Origin of the sequence: Clostridium oceanicum (assembly GCF_039521385.1) — a bacterium.
Taxonomy (GTDB): Bacteria; Bacillota; Clostridia; order Clostridiales; family Clostridiaceae; genus Clostridium_F; species Clostridium_F oceanicum.
The window spans coordinates 123,958-144,172 of sequence record NZ_BAAACG010000006.1; the positions used below are offsets into that span (position 1 = coordinate 123,958).

The 20,215-nt window shown below is 28.3% G+C and carries 17 protein-coding genes; all 17 read left to right on the plus strand.

Annotation, left to right across the window (positions count from 1 at the left end; genetic code table 11):
• The first annotated feature begins 18 nt into the window (after positions 1-18).
• The 17 genes from ABDZ71_RS03990 (at position 19) to ABDZ71_RS04070 (ending at position 20,184) form a co-directional block, all read left to right on the plus strand.
• Complete coding sequence (locus ABDZ71_RS03990) at positions 19-816, plus strand: phosphatidate cytidylyltransferase (RefSeq protein WP_343759100.1); 798 nt, start codon at positions 19-21, stop codon at positions 814-816.
• A 241-nt stretch (positions 817-1,057) separates the two neighbouring features.
• On the plus strand, positions 1,058-2,035 hold the full coding sequence (locus tag ABDZ71_RS03995; protein WP_343759102.1) for an AI-2E family transporter: 978 nt from the start codon (positions 1,058-1,060) through the stop codon (positions 2,033-2,035).
• Positions 2,036-2,051: 16 nt separating this feature from the next.
• A complete protein-coding gene (locus ABDZ71_RS04000) occupies positions 2,052-3,212 on the plus strand; it encodes a 1-deoxy-D-xylulose-5-phosphate reductoisomerase (protein WP_343759104.1) in 1,161 nt (386 codons plus the stop codon).
• A gap of 40 nt (positions 3,213-3,252) precedes the next feature.
• The gene (gene rseP, locus ABDZ71_RS04005) at positions 3,253-4,263 is read left to right on the plus strand and encodes an RIP metalloprotease RseP (protein ID WP_343759106.1); all 1,011 of its coding nucleotides are present in this window, start codon (positions 3,253-3,255) and stop codon (positions 4,261-4,263) included.
• Positions 4,264-4,482: 219 nt separating this feature from the next.
• Positions 4,483-5,532 carry a flavodoxin-dependent (E)-4-hydroxy-3-methylbut-2-enyl-diphosphate synthase gene (gene ispG / locus ABDZ71_RS04010; RefSeq protein ID WP_343759108.1) on the plus strand — a complete coding sequence of 350 codons (1,050 nt, stop codon included), beginning with the start codon at positions 4,483-4,485 and terminating at the stop codon, positions 5,530-5,532.
• Between the two features lie 59 nt (positions 5,533-5,591).
• On the plus strand, positions 5,592-9,881 hold the full coding sequence (locus tag ABDZ71_RS04015; protein WP_343759110.1) for a PolC-type DNA polymerase III: 4,290 nt from the start codon (positions 5,592-5,594) through the stop codon (positions 9,879-9,881).
• Positions 9,882-10,166: 285 nt separating this feature from the next.
• A complete protein-coding gene (gene rimP / locus ABDZ71_RS04020) occupies positions 10,167-10,628 on the plus strand; it encodes a ribosome maturation factor RimP (RefSeq protein ID WP_343759112.1) in 462 nt (153 codons plus the stop codon).
• A gap of 20 nt (positions 10,629-10,648) precedes the next feature.
• The gene (gene nusA, locus ABDZ71_RS04025; protein ID WP_343759115.1) at positions 10,649-11,734 is read left to right on the plus strand and encodes a transcription termination factor NusA; all 1,086 of its coding nucleotides are present in this window, start codon (positions 10,649-10,651) and stop codon (positions 11,732-11,734) included.
• Positions 11,735-11,779: 45 nt separating this feature from the next.
• The gene (gene rnpM / locus ABDZ71_RS04030) at positions 11,780-12,052 is read left to right on the plus strand and encodes an RNase P modulator RnpM (protein WP_343759118.1); all 273 of its coding nucleotides are present in this window, start codon (positions 11,780-11,782) and stop codon (positions 12,050-12,052) included.
• A complete protein-coding gene (locus ABDZ71_RS04035) occupies positions 12,042-12,344 on the plus strand; it encodes a ribosomal L7Ae/L30e/S12e/Gadd45 family protein (RefSeq protein ID WP_343759120.1) in 303 nt (100 codons plus the stop codon). Before rnpM ends, ABDZ71_RS04035 begins: the two co-directional genes overlap by 11 nt.
• Before the next feature lie 64 nt (positions 12,345-12,408).
• Positions 12,409-14,421 carry a translation initiation factor IF-2 gene (gene infB, locus ABDZ71_RS04040; RefSeq protein WP_343759123.1) on the plus strand — a complete coding sequence of 671 codons (2,013 nt, stop codon included), beginning with the start codon at positions 12,409-12,411 and terminating at the stop codon, positions 14,419-14,421.
• Between the two features lie 29 nt (positions 14,422-14,450).
• A complete protein-coding gene (rbfA, locus tag ABDZ71_RS04045; RefSeq protein WP_343759125.1) occupies positions 14,451-14,813 on the plus strand; it encodes a 30S ribosome-binding factor RbfA in 363 nt (120 codons plus the stop codon).
• Positions 14,803-15,765 carry a DHH family phosphoesterase gene (locus ABDZ71_RS04050; protein WP_343759127.1) on the plus strand — a complete coding sequence of 321 codons (963 nt, stop codon included), beginning with the start codon at positions 14,803-14,805 and terminating at the stop codon, positions 15,763-15,765. Before rbfA ends, ABDZ71_RS04050 begins: the two co-directional genes overlap by 11 nt.
• Position 15,766: 1 nt before the next feature.
• Entirely contained in the window at positions 15,767-16,636 is an 870-nt protein-coding gene (truB, locus tag ABDZ71_RS04055) for a tRNA pseudouridine(55) synthase TruB (RefSeq protein WP_343759129.1), read from the plus strand.
• Positions 16,637-16,644: 8 nt separating this feature from the next.
• Positions 16,645-17,595: a bifunctional riboflavin kinase/FAD synthetase gene (locus tag ABDZ71_RS04060; protein ID WP_343759938.1), complete on the plus strand. Its 951-nt coding sequence runs from the start codon at positions 16,645-16,647 to the stop codon at positions 17,593-17,595.
• Positions 17,596-17,695: 100 nt separating this feature from the next.
• On the plus strand, positions 17,696-17,959 hold the full coding sequence (rpsO, locus tag ABDZ71_RS04065; protein ID WP_343759132.1) for a 30S ribosomal protein S15: 264 nt from the start codon (positions 17,696-17,698) through the stop codon (positions 17,957-17,959).
• A gap of 119 nt (positions 17,960-18,078) precedes the next feature.
• On the plus strand, positions 18,079-20,184 hold the full coding sequence (locus tag ABDZ71_RS04070) for a polyribonucleotide nucleotidyltransferase (RefSeq protein WP_343759134.1): 2,106 nt from the start codon (positions 18,079-18,081) through the stop codon (positions 20,182-20,184).
• Positions 20,185-20,215 lie beyond the last annotated feature (31 nt).

Below are 20,215 nucleotides of genomic sequence, written 5' to 3' on the forward strand. Positions count from 1 at the left end.
TAGACAGGAGAGAAAAGAATGAACAGTAGATACATAGGAGCTTTAATACTAGCACCTTTTGTCATATTTTTATTTTTAGGTGGCATTTATTTAAAGTATGGAGTTTTTGTTTTATCGCTAATGGGAATGTATGAGTTTTATAAAGTAATAAAAGAGAAAAAAATAAATCCTATAAGTATCATAGGATATATATTATGCTGTGTATATTATTTAACTTTAAATGGAGAAATAAATTATAAATTAATATTCTATGTTATAGTATTTTCTATATTTGTTATGCTTTGTATACCAGTTATTGACTTAAAATATAATTTTATAGATGTAGCAACTACTATTTTAGGATTTTTATATGTAGCTATATTTTTTAGTTTTATAGTATTAGTAAATCAAAAGGCTAATGGGAATTATCTTGTTTGGCTTATATTTGTTTCAGCATGGCTTTGTGATACTTTAGCCTATTATACAGGAAAGTTTTTTGGTAAAAACAAACTTTGTCCTAAAGTTAGTCCTAAAAAAACTATAGAAGGTTCTATAGGTGGAATTATAGGTAGTGTTATAGGTTGCAGTATCATAGGTCTTATAGCTACTAATAATGGTGTTACAATAAACATAATTCATTATATATTAATAGGACTTATATGTGGAATAGTTTGTCAATTTGGAGACTTAGTAGCCTCATCAATAAAAAGATTTGCCGGTGTAAAAGATTATAGTAATTTAATTCCAGGTCATGGTGGCATCTTAGATAGATTTGATAGCATACTTTTTTCAGGACTAGCAGTATACTATTATTTAACCTTTGTACTTACTTTATAAATTTAAGGCACATTAAAATAAAATTTAATAGTTAATTTTATATTTAGCCGTATGAAACTTTAAGCTTTCTTATTTTATATAGAAGGACTTAAAGTTTTTTTGCTTTTGTAAGAAAACTATATTTTTTAGAGTATATTTTAAAAAATAAATCAATAGTTTTTAGTAAGATATGTCTTTGTTTCTCATATTAATTAGTCAATTTGAATATATTATTTTGTAATACTTAATTTGGAGGAGAGTAATGAAATATTATGATAAATATAAAAATTTAATTAAATGTATTCTTATATTTTTTATGTTTTTTATAGTTACAATTTTAATTACTAGATATTTCAAACCTTTTTTCATAATAGTTATAATTAGTTTTTTGGCCTCTCCTTTGTACAATTTTTTATGTAAACATAAAATATTTAGTAAAAAATTAAGTGCCTTTTTAAGTATTTTAATAGTTAATTTAAGCTTATTTATAATATTATTTTTTATAGGAAATTTTTTAGTTAAATATATTATAATAATTAAAAAAAATTATACTAATTTTAGCTTAGTTATATCAAATATTTGGAGTAAGTTTAATGATTTTGTAAAAACCTATGGGTTAGATTTAAATAACAAAATAAATAATATATCAGATTTTGTAGTTAACAATGAAATAATAAGAAAAAGTGCCTCTTACACTACAGAATGGTTCTTAGCTTACATTATAGGTAATTTATCAACTTACTTTATTTTAGTAGATAAATATGCTATATTTAAACGTGTTGAAAAAAGTTTATCACCAAATCAAATGGTCATGTTAAAAGATAAAATATATAAAATTAATCAGATTGTAAAAATAGAATGTGTGTTAGTTTTAATAACTACTTTTGAAACTATATTAGGCTTTAAAATACTTAATATAGATAATTATTTTATATTAGGCATATTTTCAGGAATACTAGATATTTTACCTTACCTTGGAATAGCTATAATTTTTATTCCTCTTATCTTTTATAAAATATATACCAAAAATTATATTATAGCCCTTGGGCTTATCTGTCTTTATATATTATTAATGATAAACAGAAATATAATGGAAACAAAATTTATGAGTAATAAACTAGAGGTTTCTTCTTTATTAATACTAATATCACTTTATATAGGATTTAAAATTTTTGGCTTTATAGGTTTGTTTGTAGGGCCAATGTATATTATAACAACAAAAGAATTTATTAAAATTTAGATTAGGAGCGATACAAGTGAAAAATATTTGTATACTTGGAGCAACAGGCTCTATAGGTACTCAAACTTTAGATGTAATTGAAAGGGAAAAAGATAAATTTAAACTGATAGCTGTGTCTGCTAAAAAAAGTTATGATAAAATTATAGATATAATTTCTAAATTTCATCCTAAATATGCAGTTTTAATGGAGGAAGATTCATTTATAAAAGTTAGAGATTATTGTAATAATAATAATGAAAATACTAAAATCCTAATGGGAATGGAAGGATTAGTTTATATATCTACATTAGAAGAAGTTGATATGGTAGTAACTTCAGTTGTTGGTATGGTAGGTCTTTTACCTACTATGAAAGCTATAGAAAAAGGTAAAGATATAGCCCTTGCAAATAAAGAAACTTTAGTTGTAGCAGGAGAAATTATAATGAAAAAGGCTAAAGAAATGGGAGTTTCTATTTTACCAGTAGATTCAGAACATGGGGCAATATTTCAATGCCTTCAAGGAAATAAAAAAAGTGACATTCATAAAATAATTTTAACAGCTTCAGGAGGACCTTTTAGAGGTAGAAAAAAAGAAACTTTATTAAATGTAACATCAAAAGAAGCTTTAAAGCATCCAAAATGGAATATGGGAAGAAAAATATCTATAGATTCTGCAACACTTATGAATAAGGGGTTAGAAGTTATAGAAGCTCACTTTTTATTTGATGTAGATTATGATGATATACAGGTTGTAGTTCATCCTCAAAGCATGGTACATTCTATGATTGAGTATATAGATGGTAGTATTATGGCGCAAATTGCGTCAGCTGATATGAGACTTCCTATCCAGTATGCAATGAATTATCCAAAAAGAGAAAAAACTTTAATAGATAGGGTAGATTTTTATAAACTTAAAGAATTAACCTTCGAAAAACCAGATATGGATACTTTTATACCTTTAAAATTAGCATATAAAGCAGGAAAAATAGGTGGTAGTATGCCTTGTATATTAAATGCAGCTAATGAAGCTTGTGTTGAATTATTTTTAGAAGATAAAATAAAATTCTTAGATATTGGGAACATACTAAAAGAGTGTATGAATAAATTTAAAGTTGTAAAAGATATAACTTTAGATATTGTTATTGATACAGATAAGAAAGTAAAAAAATATGTAAAAGAAAAGTATTCAAATATTTAGATTTTAATTTTAATTGGGTTTTAAAAAAGGAGGATACATAATGTATATAATATGGGCGATATTAGCCTTTGGGCTATTAGTTATAGTTCATGAATTTGGACATTTTATCATGGCTAAAGCAAACGGCATAAAAGTTGAAGAGTTTTCTATAGGTATGGGACCTAAGCTATTTGGCATAAAAGGAAAGGAAACTGAGTATTTAATAAAGCTTCTTCCAATAGGTGGATATGTAAAAATGTTAGGGGATGAAGAAAAAAGTAATGATGAAAGAGCCTTTAATAACAAATCTCCAATAAGAAAACTAAGTGTAGTTATAGCAGGACCTATAATGAATTTAGTTCTTAGTGTAGTTTTATTTGCTATAATAGCATCTTTTAAAGGATATTTATCTCCTGTTGTAAGTAAAGTTGTTCCTAGTAATCCAGCAGCTGTAGCAGGAATTCAAGCTGGAGATAAGCTTATAGGGATAAATGAAAAGAAAATAGATACATGGGAAGGGTTTGTTACAGCTTTAAGTAAAACAAAAGGAGAAGCTGTAAATATAACATATGAAAGAAATAATCAAGAAAAAACGGTGAAAATTACGCCTATTAAAGATACAAAAGAAAATAGAAGTATAATAGGTGTATATCCTACAGCAGTTGAAAATGCTACTATTGGTCAATCATTAAAACGTGGAGTTTCAGAAACTAAGTTTTTAATAAAAGAAACTTTTGGATTCTTTGGAAAAATATTTAAAGGTCAAATAAATAAAAATGATGTAGGTGGACCAGTTTCTATAGTAAGAATTTCTGGTAAAGCAGCTAAGGCAGGAATATTTAGTTTAATGACATTAAGTGCTTATATAAGTGCTCAATTAGCTATATTTAACATAATACCTTTCCCAGCTTTAGATGGAGGACATATAATATTATTCTTATTTGAAATGATTACAGGAAGAAAATTAGATGACAATAAGGTAGGGGTTATAAATTATATAGGATTTGCTATTTTGATGGCTATTATGGTTTTGGTAACCATAAAAGATATATTGTATCCTATTAATATTTAATGTACATTTAAATAAGGTCTATTTAAATAAATTGAAATTCATAAGTGAATTGCTTGTTTACTAATAATACTTTGTTTATAAAAATATAATAATAATTTAGCAGTAGGAATATCTGTAAAGATTATTTACTAATCTAATTTTGATAAATATTAGAAAACAAAATATAATCAATCTTTATATTTTGTTTTCTAATTTGATATTTAGGAGATGGGAAACACTATGGAAAGAAAAACAACAAGAAAAGTAAAAGTAGGTAATGTTTATGTAGGGGGAAACTCTAAAGTATCCGTTCAATCTATGACCAATACTGATACTAGAGATGTAGAAAAAACTTTATCTCAAATAAAGGATTTAGAAAAAGCAGGCTGCGATATAGTAAGGTGTGCAGTACCAGATATGAAGGCAGCTGAAGCTATAAAAGAAATAACAGAAAAAAGTAATATACCAGTAGTTGCAGATATACACTTTGATTATAGATTGGCTTTAGAATGTATAAAAAACGGAATAAGCGCTCTTAGAATAAATCCAGGAAATATAGGAGATTTAGAAAGAGTTAAAATATTAGCTAAAGCCGCAAAAGAAAAAAACATTCCTATTAGGGTAGGAGTTAATTCTGGATCTTTAAAGAAAGAAATCCTTGAAAAGTACGGAAAAGTATGTCCAGAAGCTTTAGTAGAAAGTGCATTAGAGCATGTGAATTTATTAGAAGAAAATGATTTTAAAGATATAGTTATATCTATAAAATCTTCAAATGTAGTAGATATGATAGAAAGTTATAAACTTATATCTCAAAAGGTATCCTATCCTCTTCATTTAGGAGTAACAGAAGCTGGAACTTTGTTTAGTGGAACAATAAAGTCTAGTATAGGTATAGGTTCTCTTTTACAACAAGGCATAGGAGATACAATAAGAGTTTCTATTACGGGAGATCCTGTAGAGGAAGTTAGAATAGGAAGACAGATATTAAAATCACTAGGACTTTTAAATGAAGGCGTTGAAATAATATCTTGTCCAACTTGTGGAAGAACCCAAATTGATTTGATTTCTATAGCAAAAGAAGTTGAAAAAAGACTTGAAGGCTTAAGAAAAAATATAAAAGTTGCTATAATGGGCTGTGTAGTTAATGGACCAGGAGAAGCTAGAGAAGCGGATATTGGTATAGCAGGTGGAAAAGGCGAAGGCATCATTTTTAAAAAGGGAGAAATAATAAGAAAAGTAAAAGAAGAAGATATTATAGATGAACTTATAAAAGAAATAGAAAATATGTAGGAATTTAAAATGTCAGGCTCTATAGCCTGATATTTATTAGTAGGGGGAATAAAAAGAGTATGGAAATTGAAAAAGTAAAAGATTGTGATAAAAATGCGATCTCTTCACAAATTCCTATAGGTAGCGATTCTAAAATAATAAAAATCCAGTATTTTAAAAGACAACAAAAACTTAAGCTTATATTAAAATCTCAAAATGATTTTGACAAAGAAAGAGAAAATAAATTAAAGAATTTCATGAAAAAATCTTTTCACTTTTTAAAGAATATAGATATAGTTTGTTATAAAGATATATCTAATGTAACTTTAAAAGATATGTCAAACAAGTATTGGGTAGATTTAATAAATGCAGTAGGTGAAACACTTCCAATTGCTAAAGAATGTTTAGTTAAATCTAAAAGAGATATTGAGGAAGATACTTTAATATTGTCTTATGGTAATCAATTTTTATGTAAATTTCTAACTAAGAATAAATTAGAAAAAAAATTAAAATTTTATATGAAATCTATATATGGATTAGAATGCAGTATTAAATTAAAGTATGATTCTACAATAGAAACTAAAGATTACTTTAAAAAGAGAGATAGTATAGATAATTCTATTATAAAAAAAGTTATAAAAGAAAAAGCTATATCAAAATCTTCATCTCCTAAAAAGAGAAAAAATACATATAAAGAAACAAAAGATAGTTCTGTTATATTTGGTAGAAGTATTAAAGAAGATATTATAGCTATGGAAGAATTAGATCAAAATTCTGGAGTTGTAGTTGTATGTGGAGAAATATTTAAAAAAGAAATAATAGAGACAAAAACCGGTAGAAAAATAGTCACATTTTTTATTACAGATCTTACTAATTCTATGACAGTTAAGTTTTTCCCAAGACCTAAGGATGCAGATGAAATAATTGAACAAATAAATGAAGGTCTTTACTGCAAAGTAAAAGGAGAAGTAGTTAACGATCCTTATGCTAGAGAAGCGGTTATAATGGCTAAAAGCATAGTAAAAGTATCTAAAATAGAAAAAATGGATGGAGCTGAAGAAAAAAGAGTAGAACTTCATCTTCACACTCAAATGAGTGCTATGGATGGAATGACCTCTGCAGGAGATCTTGTTAAAAGAGCAGCTACTTGGGGACACAAAGCAGTAGCTATTACAGATCACGGAGTAGTACAAGCATATCCTGAAGCTATGGCAGCTTCTAGAAAAAATGATATAAAGGTTATATATGGAGTAGAAGCTTACCTTGTAGATGATGGTATACCAATAACTATAGGAAATGAAGATTATAAATTAGATGATACCTATGTTGTATTTGATTTAGAAACTACAGGTTTTTCACCTATAAATGATAAAATCATAGAAATTGGTGCAGTTAAGATAAAAGAAGGAAAAATAATAGATAGATTTAGTGAATTTGTAAATCCTAAAATTCATATTCCAGATAGAATAACAGAGCTTACAAGTATAGAAGATGAGATGGTAGAGGATAAAGAAACTATAGAAGTTTTACTTCCTAAATTTATGGAATTTACAAAAGATACAGTTTTAGTTGCCCATAATGCTTCTTTTGATATTTCTTTTATAAAGAAAAATTGTAAAGATTTAAACTTAGAATTTAATAATAGTTTTATGGATACAGTTACTTTAAGTAGATATTTATTTCCTTCATTAAAAAGATATAAATTAAATACAGTGGCAAAACATTTAGGGGTATCTTTAGAAAATCATCATAGAGCAGTAGATGATGCAAAGGCTACAGCAGATATTTTGCTTAAATCTTTTAAAATGTTAAAAGATAAAGAGATATTTGATTTAAAAACTTTAAATAAAGAATTTTTAGAGAGTATAAATATAAAAAAAGAACCAACATATCATTTAATAATATTAGCTAAAAATCAAAAGGGACTTAAAAATTTATATAAATTAGTATCTAAATCTAATTTAGAATATTTTTTCAAAAGGCCAAGACTTCCTAAAAGCCTCATAAATGAATATAGAGAGGGTCTTATAATTGGAGGAGCTTGTGAAGCTGGACAAATATATAAAGAAGTTCTTAAAGGAAAAACAAAAGAAGAGATGAAAAATATTATAGACTTTTATGATTATCTTGAAATACAGCCTTTAGGTAATAATGAATTTATGATAAGAAATAAAATAGTAAAAGATAATGAAGAACTTAAAGATATAAATAGAAAAATATGTAAATTAGGTGAATTTTATAATAAGCCAGTAGTTGCTACCTGTGATGTTCACTTTTTAGATCCTGAAGATGAAGTTTTTAGAAAAGTTTTAATGGCAGGACAAGGCTTTAAGGATGCAGATAATCAACCGCCCCTATATCTTAGAACCACAGAAGAAATGCTTAAAGAGTTTGAATATTTAGGAGAAGAAAAAGCTAAAGAAGTAGTAATAGAAAATACTAATAAAATTGCAGATATGGTTGAAGATGTAAAACCTATACCAGATGAGACTTTTCCTCCTAAAATAGAAGGTTCAGAAGAAGAAATAAAAGAGATGACTTTAAAAAAAGCTCACTCTATATATGGAGAAAAACTTCCAGAGGTAGTAGAAAAAAGATTAACAAAAGAGTTAAATTCTATTATAAATAATGGTTATGCAGTGCTTTATCTAATTGCACAAAAGCTTGTTGCTAAGTCTTACTCTGATGGATATCTAGTAGGATCTAGAGGATCTGTTGGATCATCTTTAGTAGCTACAATGTGTGATATAACAGAAGTTAATGGACTTCCACCTCATTATGTATGTCCTAAATGTACTCATAGTGAATTTTTTACTGATGGGTCAGTAGGTTCAGGAGCGGATCTACCAGATAAAAAATGTCCTAAATGTAATATAGATATGATAAAAGATGGACATGATATACCTTTTGAAACATTTCTAGGATTTGAAGGAGATAAAGAGCCGGATATAGATCTTAACTTTTCTGGAGAATATCAAGGGGTAGTTCATAGATATACAGAAGTTTTATTTGGTAAAGGACACGTTTTTAAAGCAGGAACTATAGGAACTATAGCGGAAAAAACTGCTTATGGTTATGTGAAAAAATATTTAGATGAGAGAAATATGACTGTAACTCAAGCAGAGATAGAAAGACTTTCTAAAGGGTGTACTGGGGTTAAAAGAACATCAGGACAGCATCCTGGTGGAATAATGGTTGTTCCTGCAGATAACGAAATATATAATTTTACTCCAGTTCAGCATCCAGCAAATGATATGGAAACAGATGTTATAACAACTCACTTTGACTATCACTCTATAAGTGGTAGACTTTTAAAACTTGATATACTAGGGCACGATGATCCTACGGTACTTAGGATGCTTCAAGATTTAACAGGAGTAAATCCTAAAAAAGTTCCTTTAGGAGATGAAAAAGTTATAAGTTTATTTACAGCGCCAGATGCTTTAGGAATTACAGAAGAAGATATAGATTGCCCTGTAGGTACATATGGACTTCCGGAATTTGGAACAAAATTTGTAAGACAGATGCTTGTAGATACAAAACCTAAAAGTTTTGCAGAGCTAGTTAGAATATCTGGTCTTTCCCATGGTACAGATGTATGGCTTAATAATGCTCAGTATTTTATAAAAGAAGGATATACTACTATAAAAGATTGTATATCTACAAGAGATGATATAATGATGTATTTACTTCAAAAGGATCTTCCTCCTAAAGATGCCTTTACTATAATGGAGAAAGTAAGAAAAGGAAAAGGACTAACAGAAGAAAGGGAAGCTTTAATGAAAGAGCATGATGTACCAGATTGGTATATTGAATCTTGTAAAAAGATAAAGTATATGTTCCCTAAAGGACATGCTGTAGCCTATGTTATGATGGCAATAAGAATAGCTTATTTTAAGGTTTACTATCCAAAAGCTTATTATGCTACATATTTTTCAGTAAGAGCAGATGATTTTGATGCAGATTTAATTGTAAAGGGAGAAGAAAAGATAAAGGAAAAAATGAAAGAGTTATATTCTGAAGGTAATAATTTAACTCAAAAGGATAAAGGACTTTTAACTATACTAGAGATATCTCATGAAATGTATAAAAGAGGAATAAGATTTTTAAAAGTAGATTTATATAAATCTGATGCTACAAAATTTCTTATAGAAGAAGACTCTATAAGGCCACCTTTAAGTTCTCTTCAAGGTGTTGGTAAAAATGCAGCTAAAAGTATTAAAGAAGCAAGAGCCGATGGAGAATTTATATCAAAAGAAGATTTAAGAATGAGAACTAAGGTTACAAAAACCGTTATAGAAACTCTTCAAAATCATGGTTGCTTAAAGGGGATGCAGGAAACAAATCAGATATCTTTATTTAATTTGTAATAGATAAACCCTTGCATTGACTTAGGTTTTACCAATAATTTATAATTTTAAATGAGGCTATACCTTTCTAACTTTTCCTTGAAATTCATATTTTACTATGATACAATTTAAATAGTATTTAGTTATATATGCTTTTTTATAAAAGAGTGGGTAGAAACCCGCTCTTTAATATTTGTAAAAAACGCAGCGAAAGTTGCGTTTTTAAATTAATAAAAATAATTGAGATTTTTATAGGTAAAGATATACTTATAAAGTATTTCGTATACAGAGTGTAAGGAGGTAATTATGAGTAAAAGTAGTATAATGAAAGAATTAAGAAAAAATATTGTTCCTATAGTAGAAGAATTAGAATATGAATTATATTTTATAGAATTAGTTAAAGAGGGAAAAGAAAATTTCCTTAGAATATATATAGATAACGATAAGGGTATATCATTAGATGACTGTGAAAAAGTTAGTAGAAGAGTGAGTGAACTTTTAGATGAAATTGACCCTATACCATATAGTTATTATTTAGAAGTATCTTCACCAGGAATAAGTAGAACATTACATACAGATAAACATTTAGAAAAGTATATAGGATATGAAATAACTATAAATTTATTTGCTCCTATAGATAAGAAGAAAAAGTTTGAAGGAAAACTATTAGAATTTGATAAGAGTGAAGTAAAGATAAGCGAAGAAGACAAAGAGGTAATAGTACCTAGAGAAAAAATTTCAAAGATCACATTAAAAGAAGAACTATAAATATAAGGAGGTTTAAAAAGGTGAACCAAGAATTTATTGAAGCATTAAAGGAAATAGTAAAGGAAAAAGGTATAAGTGAGGACCTTCTGTTTACAACAATTGAGGATGCTTTAGTTGCAGCTTACAAGAAAAATTATTATAAACATGCAGGTAATGGATATAATGTAAAAGTTACAATGGATAGAGAAAATGGAGAAATTCATGTATATGCACAAAAGAAAGTTGTTGAATTTGTAGAAGATGAAATTAACGAAATAAAACTAGAAGATGCAAGAGAAATTGATCCAAATTATGATTTAGAAGATACTATTAATATAGAAGTAACTCCTAAAAAGTTTGGAAGAGTTGCAGCACAAGCAGCTAAGCAAGTAGTTGTTCAAAGAATAAAAGAAGAAGAAAGAAGAATAGTATATAATGACTATATAGAAAGAGAAGAAGATATACTAACAGGAACAGTTTTAAGAAGAGATAAAGGAAATGTTCTAGTTAATATAGGAAAAACTGAAGCTGTACTTGGACCTAATGAACAAATTACAGGAGAAAGATATAATTTTAATGAAAAAATAAAATTATATGTTGTAGAAGTAAAAAATACTACAAAAGGACCTCAAGTTGTTATATCTAGAACTCATCCAGGACTTGTTAAGAGATTATTTGAACTTGAAGTTCCAGAAATATATAATGGAGTAGTAGAAATAAAAAGTATAGCAAGAGAAGCAGGTTCTAGAACAAAAATAGCTGTTCATTCAAATGATGAAAGTGTTGATCCTATGGGAGCATGTGTTGGTCCTAAAGGAATAAGAGTTCAAAACATAGTTAATGAACTTAAAAATGAAAAAATTGACATAATAAAATGGAGTAAACTACCAGAAGAATTTATAGCTAATTCTTTAAGTCCTGCAAAAGCTATTGATGTAGAAATAGATGAAGATAATAAATCTGCAAAGGTTGTAGTAGATGACAGTCAGCTATCTTTAGCAATAGGTAAAGAAGGCCAAAATGTAAGACTTGCGGCTAAACTTACAAGCTGGAAAATAGATATAAAAAGCAAATCTCAAGCAGATATGGCAAAAGAAAAAGAGGAAAATGATTTAGAAGTAGAATAATCCTAATGATACTTACTAACTAAATATTAAAAGTAGGTGATTAGTATGGTAAAAAAAAGAAAAATACCTTTAAGAATGTGTACTGGTTGCGGAGAATCAAAACCTAAAAAAGATCTTATAAGAGTAGTAAGAAGTAAAGAAGGAGAAATATCTGTAGATCTAACCGGTAAAAAATCCGGAAGAGGTGCATATATATGCAAGGATATTGACTGCCTTAATAAAGCATATAAATCTAAGAGACTAGAGAGAAATCTAGAATCAAAAATAGATGAAGATGTTTACGAAAGATTGAGAGAAGAGATAAAAGATGGAGAGTAAGTTTTTTCAGTTTTTAGGTATTGTGAAAAAATCAGGAAACCTTGTAGAGGGTTATAATAAATGTGAAGAACATGTAGTTAGAAATAAAGTTAGTCTTGTTATACTTTCAGGTGAAGCATCTTTAAACACACAAAAAAAGTTTACTACAAAATGTAAACTTAATGAAATACCGCTGCTTAAAGATTATGATTCACAAAGACTTTCTGATGTTTTAGGAAGAGAAAGCATAAAAGTTTTAGCTGTAAAGGATAAGAATATGGCAAATAAACTTTTAGAATTAAGCAAGGCATAGTGATATTTTTCTATGCCTAAAGAGTCGAATAACTAGCAATTATTAGTTTCGGGGGTGAACCAATTTGGCAAAAGTAAGAATTTATGAATTAGCAAAAGAATTAAATGTACCAAGTAAAAAACTTATAGAACTATTAAATGAAGAATTTAGTGTAAAAGTTAAAAATCATATGAGTGCTATAGAAGATGAAGATGCAGATCTTATAAAAGAATTATTAGGCGGTAATAAAGAAGGAAATAATGAAGATGATGAAGAAGAAAAGCCTAAAAAAGCAGGAAAAAAATCTAATAAAGATGATAAAGAAAAAGACAACAGTGGCGTTATAACTATGAATTCAGAAACTATAACTGTAAAAGAAATATCAGAAAAATTAGATAAATCTTTTGCAGAAGTTATAAAAGAGTTAATGCTTATAGGTGTAATGGCATCTGTTAACCAAGAAATAAACTTTGAAATAGCAGAAAAATTAGCAAATAAATTTGATGTAGAATTAGTAAAAGAAGAAAAAGAAGAAGAAGAAGATATTGAAGAAATATTAAAAGAAGATGAAAGCGAAGAAAACTTAGTAAAAAGATATCCAATAGTTACTGTTATGGGTCACGTTGACCATGGTAAAACTTCACTTTTAGATTCTATAAGAAAATCAGCTGTAACTTCTACAGAAGCTGGTGGAATAACTCAACATATAGGTGCTTATAAAGTTCCTGTAAATGGAGAATTCGTTACATTTTTAGATACTCCAGGCCATGCAGCATTTACAGCTATGAGAGCTAGAGGAGCTCAAGTTACAGATGTAGTTATATTAGTAGTAGCTGCAGATGATGGAATAATGCCTCAAACTAAAGAAGCTATAAGTCACTGTAAAGCAGCTGGCGTTCCTATAATTGTTGCTATAAACAAAATAGATAGACCAGGAGCTAACATAGATAAAGTAAAACAAGAATTAACAGAGTATGAACTTATACCAGAAGATTGGGGCGGAGATACTGTATGCGTTCCAGTTTCAGCACATACTAAAGAAGGTATAGATGACCTTTTAGAAATGCTAGTTTTATCTTCAGAAATGTTAGAGCTAAAAGCAGATCCAACTAGAAAAGCAAAAGGAACTGTTGTAGAAGCTAAACTTGATAAAGGAAGAGGATCTGTTGCTACATTACTTGTACAAAATGGTACTTTAAGAGTAGGAGATTCTATAGTTGTAGGCTCTACATATGGTAGAATAAGAGCAATGTTTAATGACAAACGTCAAAAGATTAAATCAGCAGGTCCTTCTACTCCAGTAGAAATACTTGGATTATCAGAAGTTCCAGAAGCAGGAGATAAATTCTATCAAGTAAAAGATGAAAAAACTGCAAGAGAAATAGCTAATAAGAGAAAAGAAAAATTAAGAGATGAATATTTACAATCAACTCATAAAGTTTCTTTAGAAGATTTATATAATCAAATTCAAGAAGGAACTGTTAAAGAACTTGGTTTAATTGTAAAAGCAGACGTACAAGGTTCTGTAGAAGCTTTAAAACAATCTTTAGAAAAACTTTCTACAGAAGAAGTAAAAGTTAGAGTTATCCATGGTGGCGTAGGTGCTGTAAATGAAACAGATGTTACACTTGCAACTGCATCTAATGCTATAATATTAGGATTTAATGTAAGACCAGATAATAATGCTCTAGCAGCTTCTGAAAAAGAAGAAGTTGAAATTAAAACATATAGAGTTATATATGATGCTATAGATGATATAAAATCTGCTATGATAGGTATGTTAGAACCTGAATATAGAGAAAATGTTATAGGAAACGCTGAAGTTAGAAAAGTATATAAAATATCTAGCGTAGGAACTATAGCAGGAGCTTATGTTCAAAACGGTAAATTAGCTAGAAATAGTAGTGTAAGAGTTATAAGAGATGGAATAGTAATATTTGAATCAGAACTTGCATCTTTAAAGAGATTTAAAGATGATGCAAAAGAAGTTGCACAAGGATATGAATGTGGATTTAGCGTTGAAAAATTCAACGATTTAAAAGAAGGCGACGTTATAGAAGCTTATGTTATGGAAGAAATAAAGAAAGATAAACTATAATTTCTGCATTATATAAAGGAGTGGTATACGTGGCTAATTATAGATCTGGTAGAATTAACGAAGAGATGAAAAAAGAAGTAAGTAATATAATTCAAAATAAAATAAAAGATCCAAGATTAAGTGCTATGGTAAGCGTAACTGGAGTAGATGTAACTAAAGATTTAAGTTATGCTAAAGTTTATGTAAGTATTTTTGGAAGTGAAACATCTAAAGAACAATCCTTAGAAGCTTTAAAAAGTTCTGTAGGGTTTATAAGAAAAGAAGTAGGTAAAAAAGTAAAATTAAGATGTACACCAAAAATAATAATAGAATTAGATGAAAGCATTGAAAAAGGCATGCATATAGATAAGATCCTTGATGAAATAAAGGAGAACAAAAAGCATGATAATTAATGACATTTTAAACAAGATAATGGAGAGTAATAATATAAATATTACTTTCCATACATCTCCTGATGGAGATTCTTTAGGAAGTGCATTAGCTCTTTATCAAGGGATAAAGAACTTAGGGAAAAAAGTTGATATACTTTCTAAGGAAGATATGCCAAAGACTTTTAAGTTTTTACCTTTCTCTAATAAAATAGATGGTAAAAATTATAAAGTAAAAGAAGATGTAGATTGTGTAATTGTTTTAGATTGTGGAAATGTTGAAAGAATAAATGCAGAATTAGATTTAGAAAATAGAAACTATTTTTTAATGAACATAGACCATCATATGTCCAATGAGTTTTATGGAGATTTAAATTATGTAAATACCGATGCAGCAGCAGTATCAGAAAGTGTTTATGAAATATTAAAAACTTTAAAGGTTACTATAGATAAAGATATAGCAAAGTGTTTATATACATCAATTATAACGGACACAGGGTCTTTTAGATATCCATCTACTACGGAAAATACTCATAAGGTAGCTGGAAATCTTATAAATACTGGGGTGGATTTTAGCTCTATTCATAGAGAAATATATGAAAATAAAGATTTTACAAGATTAAAACTATACGGAAAAGTTTTTGAAGAAATGAAACTTGTAGATGAAAAAATTTGTGTAATGAAAATTACTTACTCTATGTTAAAAGAAATTGGTTTAGAGGAAGCTAAGGATACTTCTGATGTTATTTCTATGGGAATGCAGGTTGGATCTGTAGAAGCTTCAGTTTTACTTAAAGAAGCAGAAGAAGGTATAAAAATTAGCTTAAGATCTAAAAAATTTGTAGATGTAAGAAAAGTAGCAGAAAAATTTTCTGGAGGAGGACATGTAAGAGCCTCAGGAGCATATGTTAAAGGAAAAACTTTACATGAAGTAGAAAAAATGATTATTGAATCTATAAAAGAAGAGTTGATATAATATGAATGGTGTAATAAATATACTAAAACCTTCAGGAATAAGTTCTTTTGATGTAGTAAGAAAAGTTAGAAAAATAGTTAAGCAAAAGAAAGTAGGGCACACTGGTACCTTAGATCCATTAGCATCAGGGGTTCTTCCTATATGTGTAGGTAAAGGGACTAAAATTTCTGATTATTTAATGAAAGATAAAAAAATCTATAGAGTAGAAATGAAGCTTGGAACTGTTACTGATACCTATGATAGGGAAGGTAAAGTTATAGATGAAAATGATGTAAATCTTTCAAAAGAAGAAGTTATAGAAGCTATAAAAAATTATATAGGGGAAATAGATCAAGTACCACCTATGTATTCTGCTATAAAAGTTAACGGTAAAAAACTTTATGAATTAGCTAGAAAAGGAATAGAGATAGAAAGAAAATCTAGAAAGATTAATATATATTCTATTAACATATTAAGTGTAGATTTACCTTATATAGTTTTTGATGTTAAATGTTCAAAGGGGACTTATATAAGAAGTTTATGCTATGATATAGGAAGAGACTTAAAATGTGGAGCTGTTATGTGGAATCTTCAAAGATTAGAAACGGGAGAATTTAACATAAAAGATGCTATAGAACTTCAAAAGTTAGATGAAAATAATGTAGAAGATTATTTAATTCCTATAGATGTAGCTTTAAGTTTATATGATAAAATATTTATAGATGAAAGATTTGAAAAGCATCTATTAAATGGTGTAACACTTAAAGATAGAAGTATAATAGAAAATATAGAAGAAGATAAGTTATTTAGAACATATTTAACTAACGATAAATTTGTTGGGTTAGGTATGAAAGATAAAAGAGGATTTAAAATATATAAGATGTTAATTTAGGAGAATATATTATGGTTATAGAAGATAATTTTACTAAAAAATTAGATTATAATACTTTTATTGCCTTAGGCAGTTTTGATGGAATTCATAGAGGTCATCAAAAACTTATAGAGCAAGCTGTAAAACTAGCTAAAAAATATGATTCTAAAAGTATGGTGTTAACCTTTAAGGAACATCCTTTAAATACAATAAATAAAGAAGCTGCTCCTAAAATTATACTAGATAATAAGATGAAATCAGAAATACTTAAAAAACAAGGAATAGATATAGTAAATTATATAAATTTTAATAAAGATTATATGGAGATGTCTCCTGAAGAATTTATAACAAATATAATTAGATTTTATAATGCTAAAGGTATAGTTGTAGGATTTAACTTTAGATTTGGATATAAAAATTTAGGTGACGTAGGACTTCTTAAAAAATTAAGTGAAAAATTAAACTTTAAACTTAAGATAGTAGAGCCTGTAACTTATAAAAACGAAGTGGTAAGTAGCTCTAGAATAAGACATGCCATAGCTCAAGAAGGAAACATGAGAAAAGCTAATGAAATGCTTTCAAAATGTTATACTTTAAGGGGAGTTGTTAAAAAAGGAAAGCAACTAGGTAGAACCTGGGGGTTTCCTACAGTTAATTTAAGTTATGATAATAAGTATATACTTCCAAGAGGAGGGGTATACTATACATTGGTAGAATATCATAATAATGTATATCAAGGGATAACTAATGTAGGATATAATCCTACTTTAGATGATGGTAAATTAAGCATAGAAACTCATATGTTAGGTTTTGATAAAGATATATATGGGGCAAAGATAGCTATAAAATTTATAAAAAAAATAAGAGAAGAAAAGAAATTTGCTTCTACAGATGAATTAGCTTCTCAGTTAGAGAAAGATAAAAACTATGCTCTATCCCAAAAATATAAATTGAATTGTGATAAATTAATTTACAAGTAAAAGTTAATTTGTTATAATTGTGGAGTGAACCTTATGCTAAGAATACTGAACGCCGACGGTACTCTTGGAATAGGGAGATAAACAATTTGGAGGTGCACTTATGAATAAGGCAAAAAAACAAGAAATAATGACTAAACATGCAAGACATGAAGGAGATACAGGTTCTCCAGAAGTACAAATAGCATTACTTACAGAAAGAATTAATCATTTAAACAGCCATTTAAAAATGCATAAAAAAGATCATCACTCAAGAAGAGGTCTTTTAATGATGGTTGGTAAAAGAAGAGGTCTTCTTAACTACTTAATTAATACAGATATCCACAGATATCGTGCTATTATAAAAGAATTAGGTTTAAGAAAGTAAGATACTAGAGCGGCTAAGACCGCTCTATTATTTTAAGAAAAGTTTTAAAGAATATTATGTTATTTATATAGTGATAATAATATTAATAAATTAGTTATATATCGAGAGGAGGTAAGCGCATGGTACATACTTTAAAAACTTCTGTAGCAGGAAGAGAAATGAAAGTAGAATATGGAAAAGTAGGTATGTTGTCTGATTGTGCTTTATTTATAAGTTATGGCGATACAGTAGTTATGGTCAACGCTAATGCTTCAAAAGAACCAAGAGAAGGAGTTGACTTTTTTCCATTAAGTGTTGAGTATGTGGAAAGATTATATTCTGTAGGTAAAATACCTGGAGGCTTTATAAAAAGAGAAGGTAAACCAACAGATACATCTATATTACATGCAAGAGCTATTGATAGACCTTTAAGACCATTATTTCCAAAAGGATATAGAAATGATGTTCAAATAGTAAATACAATAGTATCTGTAGAGCAAGATAATCTTCCAGAAATTTTAGCTATAAATGGCTCATCTTTGGCATTATGCCTATCAAGTATTCCATTTGCTACACCAGTAGGTGCAGTTTCAGTAGGATTAGTAGATGGTGAATTTGTTTGCAACCCTACAGTGGAAGAAAGAGAAAAAAGCACTATGAGCTTAACAGTTTGTGCAACTAAAGATAGAGTTATGATGGTTGAATCTGGCGGAGAAGAAATACCAGAAGATGTAATGTATGATGGTATAATATTTGGCTTTGAAGAATGTAAAAAAATTGTAGCTTTCCAAGAAAAGGCTATGAAAGAATTTGGAAAAGAAAAGGTTGAACCTAAATTATATAAAGTAGATGAAGAAATAGAAAAAGAAGTTAGAGAATTTGCTTTTGATATGGTTAAAGAAGCTATGTATATCATAGATAAAGATGAAAGAAACGAAGCCATGGATAAAGTTAAAGAAAAAATTGAAGAAGAATTTGGTGAAAAGTATCCAGATGCTGGTGCTGATATTAGTGATGTAGTATATAAAATGCAAAAAGAAGTAGTAAGAAATATGCTATTAAATGAACATAGAAGACCAGATGGAAGAGCTTTTGATGAAGTAAGACCAATAAGCTGTGATGTATCATTACTTCCAAGAACTCATGGAACAGGTCTTTTTACAAGAGGATTAACTCAAGTTATGACAGTAGCAACTTTAGGTGCTGTAGGTGATTCTCAAACATTAGATGGTATTGCTGAAGAAGAATCTAAAACATATATGCATCATTATAACTTCCCAGCTTATAGTGTAGGGGATACTAGACCTTTAAGAGGACCTGGTAGACGTGAAATAGGTCATGGAGCTTTAGCTGAAAGAGCATTAGAGCCATTAATTCCTTCACAAGAAGATTTTCCATATACTATAAGATTAGTATCAGAAGTTTTAAGTTCTAATGGATCTACTTCTCAAGCAAGTGTTTGTGGTAGTACATTAGCATTATTAGATGCAGGTGTTCCAATAAAAAGACCAGCAGCAGGAATTGCTATAGGACTTATAACTAGTGAAGACTTATCTAAAGAAGAAATTTTAACTGATATTCAAGGATTAGAAGATTTCTTTGGTGATATGGACTTTAAAGTTGCAGGAACTGAAGTTGGAATAACAGCTATCCAATTTGATACTAAAATACATGGTTTATCAGAAAAATGTATAAAAAATGCATTAACTGCAGCTAAAAAAGCTAGAATGAAGATATTAGGTATAATGGGCGAATGTATATCAGGACCAAAAGAAGAGTTATCTAAATACGCTCCAAGAACTGAGACTATAAGTATAGATCCAGAAAAAATAAGAGACGTAATTGGTGCTGGTGGAAAAGTTATAAATAAAATAATAGCTGAAACAAATGTTAAAATCGAAATAAAAGACGATGGAAAAGTATTTGTAAGCTCTAGTGACGCAGAAGGTGTTAAAAAAGCTTTAGCTATAATAGAAAGCTTAACTAAAGATGTTAAGATTGGAGAAATCTATCTAGGAAAAGTTACAAAAACAACTAACTTTGGTGCTTTTGTAGAAGTTTTACCTGGAAAAGAAGGCTTAGTTCATATATCTAAGTTAGACTTTAAGAGGGTAAACAAAGTAGAAGATGTAGTTTCTGTTGGCGATGAAATATTGGTAAAAGTAACTGATATAGATAACCACGGAAGAGTTAACTTATCTAGAAAAGATGCTATAGCTAAAAAAGAAGAAGAAAAAGAAGATTAGAAAATAGAAGGGCATGATTGCCTTTTTATTT

What these genes read in the sequence shown, in the direction of transcription:
- ABDZ71_RS03990 (WP_343759100.1), top strand. Translation starts at nt 19, where the DNA reads ATGAACAGTAGATACATAGGAGCTTTAATACTAGCACCTTTTGTCATA.
- ABDZ71_RS04070 (WP_343759134.1), top strand. Translation starts at nt 18,079, where the DNA reads ATGGTACATACTTTAAAAACTTCTGTAGCAGGAAGAGAAATGAAAGTA.
- rseP (WP_343759106.1), top strand. Translation starts at nt 3,253, where the DNA reads ATGTATATAATATGGGCGATATTAGCCTTTGGGCTATTAGTTATAGTT.
- ABDZ71_RS04035 (WP_343759120.1), top strand. Translation starts at nt 12,042, where the DNA reads ATGGAGAGTAAGTTTTTTCAGTTTTTAGGTATTGTGAAAAAATCAGGA.
- rpsO (WP_343759132.1), top strand. Translation starts at nt 17,696, where the DNA reads ATGAATAAGGCAAAAAAACAAGAAATAATGACTAAACATGCAAGACAT.
- ABDZ71_RS04015 (WP_343759110.1), top strand. Translation starts at nt 5,592, where the DNA reads ATGGAAATTGAAAAAGTAAAAGATTGTGATAAAAATGCGATCTCTTCA.
- rnpM (WP_343759118.1), top strand. Translation starts at nt 11,780, where the DNA reads ATGGTAAAAAAAAGAAAAATACCTTTAAGAATGTGTACTGGTTGCGGA.
- rimP (WP_343759112.1), top strand. Translation starts at nt 10,167, where the DNA reads ATGAGTAAAAGTAGTATAATGAAAGAATTAAGAAAAAATATTGTTCCT.
- truB (WP_343759129.1), top strand. Translation starts at nt 15,767, where the DNA reads ATGAATGGTGTAATAAATATACTAAAACCTTCAGGAATAAGTTCTTTT.
- ABDZ71_RS03995 (WP_343759102.1), top strand. Translation starts at nt 1,058, where the DNA reads ATGAAATATTATGATAAATATAAAAATTTAATTAAATGTATTCTTATA.
- ABDZ71_RS04050 (WP_343759127.1), top strand. Translation starts at nt 14,803, where the DNA reads ATGATAATTAATGACATTTTAAACAAGATAATGGAGAGTAATAATATA.
- ispG (WP_343759108.1), top strand. Translation starts at nt 4,483, where the DNA reads ATGGAAAGAAAAACAACAAGAAAAGTAAAAGTAGGTAATGTTTATGTA.